General features: G+C 65.6%; 12 protein-coding genes. 8 read left to right on the forward strand and 4 right to left on the reverse strand.

Going from position 1 to position 13509, the window contains the following annotated elements; all coding sequences use genetic code 11:
- The first annotated feature begins 1 nt into the window (after position 1).
- From spt to lptG, 4 genes are all read left to right on the forward strand, one after another.
- On the forward strand, positions 2-1264 hold the full coding sequence (gene spt / locus SSA01S_RS09375; protein ID WP_061780186.1) for a serine palmitoyltransferase: 1263 nt from the start codon (positions 2-4) through the stop codon (positions 1262-1264).
- Positions 1265-1315: 51 nt separating this feature from the next.
- Positions 1316-3235 carry an ATP-binding protein gene (locus tag SSA01S_RS09380; protein ID WP_244885648.1) on the forward strand — a complete coding sequence of 640 codons (1920 nt, stop codon included), beginning with the start codon at positions 1316-1318 and terminating at the stop codon, positions 3233-3235.
- Positions 3236-3352: 117 nt separating this feature from the next.
- Positions 3353-4552 (forward strand): LPS export ABC transporter permease LptF, encoded by a 1200-nt coding sequence (lptF, locus tag SSA01S_RS09385; protein ID WP_174521623.1) that lies wholly within the window; start codon positions 3353-3355, stop codon positions 4550-4552.
- On the forward strand, positions 4549-5646 hold the full coding sequence (gene lptG / locus SSA01S_RS09390; RefSeq protein WP_058753542.1) for an LPS export ABC transporter permease LptG: 1098 nt from the start codon (positions 4549-4551) through the stop codon (positions 5644-5646). Before lptF ends, lptG begins: the two co-directional genes overlap by 4 nt.
- Positions 5647-5685: 39 nt before the next feature.
- Here lptG and SSA01S_RS09395 read toward each other — a convergent pair whose 3' ends face one another.
- On the reverse strand, positions 5686-6792 hold the full coding sequence (locus SSA01S_RS09395) for a fatty acid desaturase family protein (RefSeq protein ID WP_061780188.1): 1107 nt from the start codon (positions 6790-6792) through the stop codon (positions 5686-5688).
- A gap of 134 nt (positions 6793-6926) precedes the next feature.
- Between SSA01S_RS09395 and SSA01S_RS09400 the strand changes: the two genes are divergently transcribed.
- Positions 6927-8078 carry a hypothetical protein gene (locus tag SSA01S_RS09400; protein WP_061780189.1) on the forward strand — a complete coding sequence of 384 codons (1152 nt, stop codon included), beginning with the start codon at positions 6927-6929 and terminating at the stop codon, positions 8076-8078.
- A gap of 49 nt (positions 8079-8127) precedes the next feature.
- Here the strand turns inward: SSA01S_RS09400 and SSA01S_RS09405 are convergent, their stop codons facing one another.
- Both SSA01S_RS09405 and SSA01S_RS09410 read right to left on the reverse strand, forming a co-directional pair.
- A complete protein-coding gene (locus tag SSA01S_RS09405) occupies positions 8128-8388 on the reverse strand; it encodes a hypothetical protein (protein ID WP_061780190.1) in 261 nt (86 codons plus the stop codon).
- Between the two features lie 34 nt (positions 8389-8422).
- On the reverse strand, positions 8423-8677 hold the full coding sequence (locus tag SSA01S_RS09410) for a hypothetical protein (RefSeq protein WP_061780191.1): 255 nt from the start codon (positions 8675-8677) through the stop codon (positions 8423-8425).
- Positions 8678-9219: 542 nt separating this feature from the next.
- Here SSA01S_RS09410 and SSA01S_RS09415 point away from each other — a divergent pair.
- Entirely contained in the window at positions 9220-9873 is a 654-nt protein-coding gene (locus SSA01S_RS09415) for a class I SAM-dependent methyltransferase (protein WP_240954778.1), read from the forward strand.
- The gene (locus SSA01S_RS09420) at positions 9870-10493 is read left to right on the forward strand and encodes a hypothetical protein (protein ID WP_058734661.1); all 624 of its coding nucleotides are present in this window, start codon (positions 9870-9872) and stop codon (positions 10491-10493) included. The genes SSA01S_RS09415 and SSA01S_RS09420 overlap by 4 nt, the downstream gene beginning before the upstream one ends.
- 210 nt (positions 10494-10703) lie before the next feature.
- Here the strand turns inward: SSA01S_RS09420 and SSA01S_RS09425 are convergent, their stop codons facing one another.
- Positions 10704-12380: an aminotransferase class III-fold pyridoxal phosphate-dependent enzyme gene (locus tag SSA01S_RS09425; RefSeq protein ID WP_061780193.1), complete on the reverse strand. Its 1677-nt coding sequence runs from the start codon at positions 12378-12380 to the stop codon at positions 10704-10706.
- 38 nt (positions 12381-12418) lie between these two features.
- On the opposite strand from SSA01S_RS09425, the gene asd reads away from it, so the two are divergent.
- Positions 12419-13279, forward strand: a complete 861-nt coding sequence (gene asd, locus SSA01S_RS09430; RefSeq protein ID WP_240954777.1) for an archaetidylserine decarboxylase — start codon at positions 12419-12421, stop codon at positions 13277-13279.
- Positions 13280-13509 lie beyond the last annotated feature (230 nt).

The raw sequence follows: 13509 nt of genomic DNA on the forward strand, positions 1-13509 counted from the left end.
CATGACCGAAGCCGCTGCCCAGCCCCACGCCCTTCCCGCCGATGCGCCGGAAATCGCGCCCGAGCGTGATCTGCTTTCCAAGTTCGACGGCCTGATCGCCGAGCGGCAGGCGCTGCTCGACTCCGGCGTCACCGATCCCTTCGCGATCGTGATGGAACAGGTGAAGTCGCCGACCGAGGCGGTGATCCGTGGCAAGGACACGATCCTGCTCGGCACCTATAATTATATGGGCATGACCTTCGACGCCGACGTCATTGCGGCGGGCAAGGACGCGCTGGAGAAGTTCGGCTCGGGCACCAACGGCAGCCGGATGCTCAACGGCACCTTCCATGACCATATGGAAGTCGAACAGGCGCTGCGCGACTTCTACGGCACGACCGGCGCGATCGTCTTTTCGACCGGGTACATGGCGAACCTGGGCATCATCTCGACCCTGGCGGGCAAGGGTGAATATGTCATCCTCGACGCCGACAGCCATGCGTCCATCTATGACGGTTGCCAGCAGGGCAATGCCGAGATCGTCCGCTTCCGCCACAATTCGGTCGAGGATCTCGACAAGCGGCTCGGCCGCCTGCCCAAGGAACCGGCCAAGCTGGTCGTGCTGGAGGGCGTCTATTCGATGCTGGGCGACATCGCCCCGCTGAAGGAAATGGTAGCCGTCGCCAAGAAGCATGGCGCGATGGTACTGGTCGACGAGGCGCATTCGATGGGCTTTTTCGGCCCCAACGGGCGCGGCGTGTACGAGGCGCAGGGGCTGGAAGGCCAGGTCGATTTCGTCGTCGGCACCTTCTCCAAGTCGGTCGGTACGGTCGGCGGCTTCGTGGTGTCCAACCATCCGAAGTTCGAGGCGGTCCGACTGGCGTGCCGCCCGTACATCTTCACCGCTTCGCTGCCGCCCTCGGTGGTGGCGACCGCCACCACCTCGATCCGCAAGCTGATGACCGCGCACGAGAAGCGCGAGCGGCTGTGGTCGAATGCGCGCGCTTTGCATGGCGGGCTGAAGGACATGGGCTTCCGCCTGGGCACCGAGAATTGCGACAGCGCCATCGTCGCGGTCATCCTGGACGACCAGGAGCAGGCGGTCATCATGTGGCAGGCGCTGCTCGACGGCGGTCTCTATGTGAACATGGCGCGGCCCCCCGCGACTCCGGCGGGCACCTTCCTGCTGCGCTGCTCGATCTGTGCCGAGCATACGCCCGCGCAGATCGAAACGGTGCTGGGCATGTTCCGCGCGGCAGGTCAGGCGGTGGGCGTCATCGGCTGATCCACCCCGCCCGCTTTGCAAAATCCGGGGCATGGGGATAGCGTGGCGACCGTGATCGAGCAGGATTATCAGCGAGAGGGGAGCCGGTGGCACACCCTTGCCCTGATCGCGGTGGCGCTGGCCGGTGCGATCACGCTGGTCATGCTCATCCTGACGCTGGGCCATGCCAATCGCGAGCGTGACATCGCGCTGGAGCGGCAACGGCACAGCTATGACGTGATGATCCTGGCCCGGACGCTGGCGGGCACCATCGCCCGGTCGGAGGCGTCGCTCGGCCGCTACGTCATCTCGGGCGACAGCAAGCTGGGCCAGATCTATTCGGACGAATGGACCCTGGCGGGCGCGCAGCTCGACCGGCTCGACATCCTTGTCGAGGATCGCGCGCAACAGCGGCTGATCGACCAGCTTCGCGCGGCGTACGGCGTGCGCGGCAAGGAATTGTCGACCATTGCACTGTCGACCACCTATCACCGCAATCGACAGGCCTATGCGCTCTATTACCAGGCGGGGCAGGCCAAGGCGCTATTGCGGATCGGCCGGACGCTCGATGCGCTGATCGACGGCGAGCGGGTGCTGCTCGACCAGCGGAGCGCCGCCGCGCGCGACTCGGTGCTCCACGCCAATCGGATCGCGGGCGCGCTGGCGCTGTTGGTGATCGGGCTGGTGCTCGGCGGCATCCTGCTCGGCTGGCTGATCCTGCGTGCAGTGGGCGAGCGGGCCGAGGCCCATGCCGAAGCCCGCGCCGAACGCGCCCGTGCCGAGGAACTGGCCGACGCGGTCGAGGCCGCCACCCAGGAGCTGAAGGTGCAGGAAGCCAAGCTCCGCCAGGCACAGAAGATGGATGCGCTAGGCCAGCTGACCGGCGGTATCGCGCATGATTTCAACAATATGCTGGCGGTCGTTCTGGGCGGGCTGGAACTCGCCCGCCGCTCCGGGAACGAGGAGGACGTCCACCGCCATCTGGAGAGCGCGACCGAGGGCGCGCACCGCGCCGCCGCGTTGACCCGCCGCCTGCTGATGTTCAGCCGCGAAGAGGCGCTGGCCCCGCAATGCCTGCCCCCGCGCCAGCTGGTCGCCGACATGCGCGACATGCTCGACCGGACGCTGGGGGACGGGGTGAAGGTGACGGTTGAGGATGCGACCAGCGACTGGATGCTGTTCGGTGACCGGACGCAGATGGAAAATGCCATCCTGAACCTGGCGGTCAATGCCCGCGATGCGATGGACGGGCGCGGCGAGCTGACCATCCGCACCGCCGAGGCGCAGGTCGGCGCGGACACGCTGCCGCGTGGCGGAGCGGGCGAGTATGTCGTGCTGTCGGTCACCGACACCGGCGAGGGTATGCCGCCCGAGATCGTCGAGCGGGTGTTCGAACCCTTCTTCACCACCAAACCCGCGGGCAAGGGCACGGGCCTCGGTCTCAGCCAGATCTTCGGGCTGGTCGGCCAGATGGGCGGCGACGTGACGATCCAGACCGCACCCGGCGAAGGCACCACCGTCAGCCTCTATTTCCCCCGCCATATCGCCCGCCCCGTGGCCGCCGCCGTCGAGCCGGATGCCCCCGCCCCCGACGTAGCGGAGGATATGGGCGCGCTGCGCATCCTGCTGGTCGAGGATGATCCCCGCGTGCTCGCCGCGACGATGGAGGCGCTGGGCGAGCTGGGCCATGATCCCATCGCCTGTGGCGATCCACGCGAGGCGGAGGGGCTGCTGGCACGGCATCCGGGCATCCGGTTGATCGTGTCGGACGTGCTCATGCCGCATCTGACCGGCCCCGAGCTGATCGCCGCGCTGCGCCCGCGCCACCCGGACGTCGCGGTGCTGTTCGTCACCGGCTTTGCGGGCGATGCGCAGGCAACCGGGTTCGAGGGGCATGAGGTGTTGCGCAAGCCCTTCACCCTCGCCGGGCTGGAGCGCGCCGTCGCGGCGGCGCTGAAGCGGACCGAGGGGCTGGTCTGCGCCGCAGCCTGAGCCAAGTCGGACGCCGGGATAATCCCGCACAAACAAGGGGTGACGCGCCCTGCCCGCCCCCGTATAGCCATGGCCGTTTTATCGCGCGAGTGATGGCCCCCGGATGAAGTCCCCCGCATGAAATCCATCGATCGCTACATGGCCCGGTTGATCGCGTTGCCGCTGTTCGCGACGCTGCTCATCTCGGCGATGCTGCTGGTGCTCGACCGCATCCGCCGCCTGTTCGAATTCGTCGCGACCGAGGGCGGGCCGATCAGCGTGGTGTGGCGGATGCTCGCCAACCTGCTGCCCGAATATCTGGGGCTGGGCATTCCGATCGGGCTGATGCTGGGCATCCTGCTCGCCTTTCGCCGCCTGGCCACCTCGTCCGAGCTGGACGTGATGCGCGGCGTGGGCATGAGCTATACCCGGCTGCTGCGCGTGCCGTACATGTACGCGATCGTGCTGGCGGCGCTGAACTTCGCGATCGTCGGCTATATCCAGCCGGTTGCGCGCTATTATTACGAAGGCCTGCGCTACGAGCTGCGCACTGGCGCACTGGGCGCCTCGATCAAGGTCGGCGAGTTCACCCATCTGGGTGATCGCATGACCCTGCGCATTGAGGAAAGCCGCGAGAATGGCCGCGATCTGTCGGGCATTTTCGTCCACGCCAATACGTCGAAGGGCGACTGGATCGGCGTCACGGCGCAGCGTGGGCGCTTCCTGGCGACCGACGACCCCAACGTCATCATCTTCCGCCTGACCAACGGCACGCTGATCCACAACCGGCCGGAGTTCAAGGCGCCGCGCGTGCTGACCTTCTCCAGCCATGACCTGCCGATCGACCTGCCCAAATTCGACAATTTCCGCCAGCGCGGCGGCCGCGACCTGGAGTTCACCCTGCCCGAGCTGGCCCGGCACGGTCAGGAGGCGCAGAGTGCCGAGGCACGCGCCGGCAGCCGGTCCGAGTTCCACTTCCGAGTGGTCGAGGTGGTGACAATGTTCCTGCTGCCCCTGCTCGCGGTGTCGCTGGGCATCCCGCCGAAGCGATCGACATCGGCGCTGGGTGTGTTCCTGTCGATCGTGATGCTGGTCACCTATTTCAAGGTGAACCAATATGCCGCCGATATCGGCGCGCTAGGGCGGGTGAACCCGATCCTGGCGCTATGGGGACCATTCGCGGTGTTCGCAGGGCTGGTCCTGTGGATGTATTATGTCACCGCCTATGTGCCCGGCGGCCAGCCGATCGGTGCGCTGGAGCGCGGGGTGGCGAAGCTGGCCAAGGCGATCGGTCGCTGGATACCCGGCCGCCGCCGTAAAAAGGCCTATACGGCATGAGCCTGTCCAACATTTTCCCGTCGAAGACGATCGCCATCTACATGGCGAAGATGTTCCTGGTCCGCACCTTCGCCATCCTGTTCGCTGTGGCGCTGGTGCTCCAGACGCTCGATGTGCTGAGCGAGTCCGGTGCGGTCCTGGCCGCGCCCGGCAACGGACAGGCCCAGGTGTGGCGCTATGTCTCGCTGCGCCTGCCGCAGATCGTGTCGTTCCTGCTGCCCTTCTCGGTGCTGCTCGGCACGATCCTGACCTTCTTCACGATGAATCAGAATTCGGAGGTCATCGCGCTGAAGGCGGCGGGCATGTCGGCGCATCAGGTGCTCGCCCCGCTGCTCATCGCCAGCGCGGGCGTGGCGGCGTTCAGCTTCGCCTTTAACGACCGGATCGTGCCGCGCGCCAGCGCGACGCTGTCGGCCTGGCAGAAGGTGCAATACGGCCCCCTGCCCATCGACAGCGGGGACCGGGCCAATGTCTGGGTGCGCGACGGCGACGACCTTCTCTCGGTCGATCTCATCCAGGGGCGCGGGGCCAAGACACAACTGGGCGGCGTGACGCTCTATGACCGCGCGGGCGGCAGCCTGCAGGCGATCGTGCGCGCCCCGCGCGGCGTGCGGGCGGGCGATGGCTGGCAGATCGGCCCGGCCACGCGCTTCGAGGTGAAGTCGGGCAAGCTGACCCAATACCCCTCACTGATCGTCGGGCGCGGCGTCACCCCGGAGCAGCTGACCCTGGCCAGCGTCAATGCCGACAGCCTGTCCTTCGGCGCGCTATCTAGCGCGATCACCGACCTGCAAGAGGCGGGACGGCCGACCAAGTCGCTGGAGGGTTCGCTCTGGCACAAGCTGTCCGCACCGATGTCGGCGATGCTGATGCCGCTGCTGGGCGCGGTCGCAGCGTTCGGCATCGCGCGCTCGGGCAAGCTGTTCGTCCGTGCCGTCATCGGCATGGCGCTGGGCTTCGCCTATTTCGTGGCGGACAATTTCTCAATGGCGATGGGCGATCTGGGGGCTTACCCACCCTTCCTCGCCGCCTGGGCCCCGATCCTGTTGTTCTTCCTCATCGGCGAGGCCGTGCTGTTCCGCACCGAGGAGTGAGGGCGTAAAGCCCTCACCATTTGCCCGGCGCGAAGGGGATCACTTGCCCCGGCGCATCGTGCTCAGGCCGATCTTGGCGACCAGGCCCGGCAGGCCCTTGTAGCTCGCCTTGTGATAGGGCGAATCCGGGGTCAGCGCCGCGCTGATCCGGCGGTGCGCCTCGCCCAGCGCATGATAGGGCAGCGACGGCAGCAGGTGATGCAGCGCATGATAGCGCAGGCCCACCGGCGCCCACAGGCCCGGAAGCAGCGCGGGCGGCGGCACATTGACCGAGTCGAGATACTGGGCGGTCACCGTCATCTGCTCGCCCTCATTCTCCCAGAGGTGCGCCACCAGCGTGCGCACTTGGTTCAGCACGGCGACCGCCGAGCCGATCGCAAAGCCGATCGCGAAGCCGCGCACGGGGATCACGCCCGTCGCGACCATCGCCACCAGCGCGATCGCCCAGATCGAGGCGGCGGCGTCGGTGCGGTTGAACCGGACCAGCGCCTCACCCTCGGGCATCCGGCGGCGGAACTGCGGGTTGATCGCCAGGGCCGAGTAACGCTCGACCACGATCTTGCGCAGGCCGGGGATTACCCAGGACAGCGGCGACAGGATCGCAAAGCGGATCAGCAGGCCCAGCGGCGCCAGCGCGGACACCAGGATGAACACCGGCAGCGTCCACGGCTTCATCAGCGCCAGCGGCAGATATTCGGGATCGTCCGCCGTGCCATAGCGCGTCTTGGCATGATGGAGATTGTGCACCCCCTCATACATGAAGGCAGGCGTCAGCAGCGGTACGCCGACCAGCGCGTTCCAGCCTTCTCGGAACCGCGGCAGCGCCGAGTGCTTCATATGGCTGACTTCGTGGATGAACAGCAACGCGCGGTAGAGCGCCAGCACCGCCACGACCGAAGCGACGACGATCACCCCCGTCGACGCCGCCGTCACGGCCACCGCCAGCGCGGCATAACCGAGCAGCGCGCTGCCCACCATGTCGGCCCAGTAGAGGCCCGGGCGCGGCGCGATCAGGTCGCGGGTCAGTTCGGCGGCGGCGCGCAGCATCGCCTTGTCGTCCGCGATCGGGACACGCGCGGGCGACGTCCCGACTGGCGAGGACTGAGGCGCGTGCGAGCCGCGATCGAAAGAAAGCGTCGATTCCATGGGTCTATCCTTTGCCCCCATATAGTGGCGACACGGTGGCATTCCCACGGCAGGCAATGACGATATCCTCACTCGCTATGATCGACCAAGCCGGTTAGGAACGAGCGCGAAATTATCTGCCGGACCTCACGCCCATGACCGTCACCATTCGCCCCATCTCGTCGAAAAGCGACCGCAAGGCGTTCGTCGACTTCCCCTTCACGCTGTACGCCGACGATCCGCACTGGGTTCCGCCGCTGAAGGGCGAGGCGCTGGGCCTGCTGACGCCGGAGAAGAATGGCTGGTACAGCCATGCCAAGGCGCAGCTGTTCCTGGCGGAGGAGAATGGGAAGGTCGTCGGGCGCATCTCGGCGCATCTCGACACGCTGGCGCTGGAGATGGACCCGTCCAAGGGCTTCGGGCCGGACGTCGGCTTCTGGGGCCTGATGGACGCGGTGAATCAGGACGTGTTCCAGGCGCTGCTCGCCGCTGCCGAGGGCTGGCTGCGCGACCAGGGCATGACGCGGGCGATCGGGCCCATCTCGCAATCGGTCTGGGAAGAGCCCGGCCTGCTGGTCCAGGGCTTCGACCAGGACCCCACCATCATGATGGGCCATGCGCGGCCGGAATATCAGGGCTGGATCGAGGGCGCGGGCTACGGCGTCATCAAGCAGCTCTTCACCTATGAGCTCGACATCACGCAAGAATTTCCGCCGATCGTCCAGCGGATCATCAAGTCGGGCGAGAAGAACGATCGCATCCGCGTGCGCGAGGTGAACAAGGCCAAGTTCGAGGAAGAGGCCGCGATCATCCTGAGCATCCTGAACGATGCGTGGTCGGATAACTGGGGCTTCATCCCGCTCACCCCGCCCGAGATCAAGGATGTCGGCGTCAAGCTGAAGCCGATCGTGTTCAACGACCTGATCCGCATTGCCGAGCTGGACGGCAAGCCGGTGGCGTTCATGATCACCCTCCCCGACCTCAACGAGGCGATCAAGCCGCTCAAGGGTAGTCTGCTGCCCTTCGGCTGGGCCAAGCTGCTCCTGTGGCTGCGTGCGCCGAAGGTGCGCACGATGCGCGTGCCGCTGATGGGCGTGGTCAAGGAACTCCAGTCGTCGCGCATGGCCAGCCAACTGGCTTTCATGATGATCGAATATATCCGCCGCGCCTCGGTCGAGCGTTATGGCGCGTCGCGCGGCGAGATCGGCTGGATTCTCGACGACAATCAAGGGATGCGCTCGATCGCCGAAACGATCAAAAGCGACGTCAACAAGACCTATAATGTCTATTCGCGCGATCTGACCTGACGCGCGGCGGGCGGGGCCGCCCCGTGGGTGCGGCCCCCACCCTTTTCCCTCACTTGTTGCGGCCGATATAGTTGAGCGGGTCGATACCCTGCCAGCGCCACTGCGCGCGCGTCTTGCAGACCTTGCCGCGCATGATGTGGTCTTCCTCGACGTTCAGGAAGCAGTAGCGGGTCGTCTTAGGATCGGGCGCGGTCGGCAGCGCGGACACCTCGGCAGAGGGCGCGGCGGGGGTGGCGGCGGGCTTGACGACCTCGTCACGCGGCAACGGCGTGGACAGGGCAGCAGCGGCGGCGAGCAGAGCGAACATCATGGCAATTCTCCGAAAGGCGTAAAAGGACGGGGGATCAGCGGCGCGTGATGCGGCCGGTCGGGACTTCACCTTCGCTGGCGATCCATTCGTCCGCCGTGTGGCAGACCTTGGTGCGGATGCGCGTCCCGGTCAGAGCCTCGACGATGCAGTAGCGGGTGGGGGTCGCGGCGGGGGCCGCGCCGGAGCGGGTGACGACCGCCACGGTATCGAGCGTAACGGTGGTCGGCGGTGCGTCCCGGACCGGCGAAGTGGCGGCTAAGGCCGATGTCAGCAGCAACGACAGCAACATGGTGGTAACTCCCTGGCGCCGGATCACCCCGGCATGTGAGTTACTGCATTACTCGTGCCACACACTGAATTCGTTTATTTTCAGCCATTTAGGAAAATGCACTGTCGCAGATTCTGCCGTATTATGGCATAGAGTGCCAACAGTCTGGGGAATTTTCACCACCCCAGCGCGCGACGCCTTGGCATCGCGCGCCCGCCCCGGACCCATGTGCACCGGCATCGGAACGCAAAACCTCATCGCCGTGCAATATGCGGTCCATCTGCAGAATCTTGAGGATCGGCAGACGCTTCTACAAGTTAATGGATTGGCGCATCTTACAAGTCATGCACCAATGCAGGCCGCCAAATCTCTTTCAGACAGCGATAGCCAGAGTAATTACTATCTCCAAGATACGACAAATTCATGCACGATCGATGACATATTGATGGCGCTATTGCGAAAATCTCGCACGTACCGCGTCATTTGTCGTGAAACTGTCACCGCCTGCTGCGAACAGGGGTCGCATCGTCGTTCAACGGGATGCCCCTTCGATGGCAACACAGATGAGTACAGCCAGCGTCACCAAGGCCTATGATCGCTGGTCGCCTGTCTATGATCTGGTCTTCGGCCCCGTTTTCAAAAAGGGTCGCTCCGCCGCCATCGTCGCCGCCGAACGCATCGGTGGCCGCATCATCGAGGTGGGGGTCGGCACCGGCATTTCGCTGCCCCAATATTCGCGGGCGAACCGCATCGTCGGCGTCGACCTGTCCGAGCCGATGCTCGACAAGGCGCGCGAGCGGGTGCGCAACGGCAAGCTGACCCATGTCGAGCAGATCGCGTATGGCGATGCCGAGGCGCTGCAATTCGCCGACAACAGCTTCGACGTGGTGGTCGCGCAATATGTCATCACCGCCGTGCCCAACCCGGAAAAGGCGCTGGACGAGTTCGCGCGTATCTGTCGTCCCGGCGGCGAGATCGTCATCACCACGCGCGTCGGCGCGGGCGACGGGCTTCGCGGTCGGATCGAAAAGACCCTGATGCCGATCACCAGCCGGCTGGGCTTCCGCACCGACTTCCCGTTCGAGCGCTATACCGACTGGGCGGCGACGCGCGGCGATGTCGAGCTGGTCGAAAGCCGCCCCCTGCCCCCGCTCGGCCATTTCTCGCTGGTCCGCTTCGCCAAGCGCCAGCCTTCCGCCCAAGGACATGTCCAATGACTGGTTTTCGCGCGCAGCTCGCCGAACAGCGGTGGGACGATCATCGCTATTATCACCACAGCCTGGTCAATCAGAGCCTGCACTTCGTCAGCGCCTGCACCTTCCTGACCGCCTATGTACTGCTGTTCATCGACCCGGCGGTCGCCAGCCTGCTCGCCTGGGGCGTGGCGATGACCAGCCGCCAGGCCGGGCACTTCTTCTTCGAGCCCAAGGGCTATGACCATGTGAACAAGGCCACGCATGAGCATAAGGAAGAGATCAAGGTCGGCTATAACCTCGCCCGCAAATATGTGCTGATGGGCATTTGGGGCGCGATCCCGGTGGTCCTGCTGGTCCAGCCGACGCTGTTCGGCACGCTGGAATATCCGGACGGCTTCATGGGCTATCTGCGCCATGTCGGCATCGGCTGGCTGGGCCTGGGCGTCAGCGCGATCTTTGTGCGCGTGATGCAGCTCTGGGCGCAGCGCGATTTGGAAACGGGTCTCGTCTGGGCGACGAAGATCGTCACCGACCCGTTCAACGACTTCAAGATGTACAAGAGCGCGCCCCGCCGCCTGATGAAGGGCGAGCGGATGGATCATCACGACGTCGATGATTTCGAGGATTTGAAGGCGGCGTAACGCGCGGTTTCGGTTTGACGGACAGGGCGGCGGTTCCAAAGGACCGCCGCCCATTTTTTGTGTCCCGACCTCTCGCCTGGTCGCTCCCCTCCCGCAAGCGGGAGGGGATGGGGGAGGGAAGGCCTCACGCGACAGTCTCGGTGAGACACCCTGCCCTCCCCCCGGCCCCCTCCCGCCTGCGGGAGGGGGAGCAGGAAAAGCGGGAAAGGCTTATCCTCCCCGTCCCAACCGCACCGCCAGCGACTCCTTCAAGATCCGCCGCCGAATCGCCTTATTGGCCAGCTTCAGGTCCTTTCGCGCCTCGGGCGACGTCCACCACCAGCCATCGTCACGCATCTGTTGTCCCGCTGCAACGAAGCGGTCGCAAATCTCGGCGAACAGGGTGTCGTCGATGTCGAGGCTGAAGATCAGCCGCCCGGTCCCGACCCAGCTCAACGCCAGACCTTCCGCCCGGAGATAATATTGCAGCATCCAGTTATAGGGCGAGGCGACCGAGTAGAGGATGGTCCAGATCGTCTGGACATGCGCGACCGACAGGGGCAGCCCGGCCTCCGCCATCCGCGCATTGAACATCGCGGCGCGCGCATTCCAGCGCTCGTCCAGCCCGTCATAGAGCGCCGCCACCTCGGGCGTCTCCAGCCGCTGGAGAAAGGCGTTCATCGCTCCCATCACCATGGGGTGCGAGTTGAACGTGCCGCGCGCAAAGCAGATGTCGACGGGCCGATCCTCGCGCCAGCGCTTCATCAGATGCGCCGGACCGCACAGCACGCCGACCGGCAACCCACCGCCCAACGTCTTGCCATAGGTGATGAGGTCGGGCTTCACCCCAAAATATTCGGGCATCCCCCCCTTAGCCAAGCGGAAGCCCATGAACACCTCGTCGAAGATCAGGACGATGCCATTCGCCCGGCAGGTCTCGGCCAGCTTGTGCAGCCATTCGCGATAGGCGGCCAGATCGGCCCCCGCCTTTCGCCCACCATCGACCAGCTGGCCATCCGATGGCGCCGAGCCATTGGGGTGCATGGCCTGGAGCGGGTTGACCAGCACGCAGGCAATGTCCTTGCGCGTCGCCAGCACCTTCAGCGTCCGGTCGGACATGTCGGCCAGCGTCAGCGTGCGATCGGCGGGCACCGGGTTACCGATGCCCGGCTGCACATCACCCCACCAACCATGATAGGCCCCGGCAAATCGTACCAGACGCGGACGCTTGGTGTGATAGCGGGCCAGGCGCACCGCCTGCATCACCGCCTCGGTGCCCGACATGTGGAACGACACCTCGTCCATGCCCGACAGCGTGGTCAGGCGGCGGACATTGTCCGCGACGACCGGGTGGAACGAGCCCAGCACGCCACCAAGATCAGCGACCATCGCCGCCCCCTGGGCCATGGTCTGCTTGTAGAAGTCGTTGCCGAACAGGTTGACGCCGTAGGAGCCGGTCAGGTCGATCAGCCGGTTGCCATCCAGGTCGACCAGGATCGGCCCTTCCGATCGCTGATAGAAGGCACCGGTCGCCAGCGTCGTGCGCACCTTCTCGCGGAACTGGAACGGCACGCGGTACGCGCCGGTGAATTGCAGGTCGGACAGGCCGCTGCGCGTTTCCTTGGTCAGCGCCAGCGTCTGCGCGAATCGCGTCGCGAACAGGCCGCCCAGCCGCTCGAACCCGGCGCGCCGCTGGTCGGCGATCGCGTCGGGCGCATCATCGACGCGAAAGAAGCGATCCTCGCCATAGGTGTAGAACGGGATCTGCCCGGCAATGCGCTTGGCCATGCGGACATGGCCGCCCAGCCCCGGATGCTTGGCGCGCGACAGGGTCAGGCGGCGATGCCCTTTTGTCAGGGCAACCGCACCAGCGGAAACGGCCAGCAGGCCAGTGAGAATCGGGTTCATGCGGCCTTTGACCGCGTACCCATGACGGAGGCATGACAATGCGTGGACCCATCATGCGGTTCTTCCTGAACGAGGATATCAATTTCCTCGTCACCAACCGCCTGCCGCGCCGCTTCGCGACGAAACTGGTCGGCCGGATCGCCCGGATCGAGCATCCTCTGATCGCCAGACCCAGCCTCGCGCTTTGGAAATTCTTTGCGGGCGTCGACCTGTCGGATGCGCGGACGACACGGTTCAAATCCCTGCGCGACGGCTTCGTCCGCGCGCTTCGCGACGGCGCGCGCGAGTTCGACGCCGATTCGGATAGCATTGCCTCCCCCTGCGACGCGCTGGTCGGCGCGCATGGCCGGATCGAGGAGGACCGGCTCTACCAAGTGAAGGGTTTTCCCTATCGGCTCGGCGACCTGATCCCCGACGCCGCGCTGGTCGAGCGCTATCGCGACGGCTCGTTTGTCACGCTACGTCTGACGGCGGGCATGTATCACCGCTTCCACGCCCCCACCGACTTGGTGGTGGAAGGCGTGACCTATGTCTCCGGCGACTGCTGGAACGTAAATCCGATCGCGCTAAAGCGGGTCGAACGGCTCTTCTGCCGCAACGAGCGCGCGGTGATCGAGGCGCGCGTGCTGATGTCGGGGCAGCCGATGCTGATCGTGCCCGTCGCCGCGATCCTGGTCGCGAGCATCCGCCTCCACTGCCTCGATACCGAGCGGACGTTGCGCGAACATGGCCCCGGCCGCACCGCCTGTTCGGCACGGATCGGCAAGGGTGAAGAGATGGGCTGGTTCGAGCACGGCTCGACGATCATCCTGTTCCTGCCCAAGGGGATGCGGCTGTCCGACACGCTGGTCGAGGGGCAAGCGATCCGCGCGGGCGCAGTGATCGGGCACGTCGGATAACGTCGCTATCCTGTATAGACTTAGCGGATTGGCGTGCGCCGGTAGGCACCGGAGGTCGATGCGATGGCCCCTTGAGCTCGGGACCGAACGGCACATCATCGCACCGGTCGAGCATGTCTGCCGCGTGAAGACCGACCGGTTCGAGCCATGGTTCTGCCCCGCCCCATGGCGTGGGATCACTGGGAAAATCCCGGTGAGTCTTGCGATCAGTCGGATCGCAAAGCGTTACA

The sequence above is a fragment of the Sphingomonas sanguinis NBRC 13937 genome (assembly GCF_001591005.1).
Taxonomy (GTDB): Bacteria; Pseudomonadota; Alphaproteobacteria; order Sphingomonadales; family Sphingomonadaceae; genus Sphingomonas; species Sphingomonas sanguinis.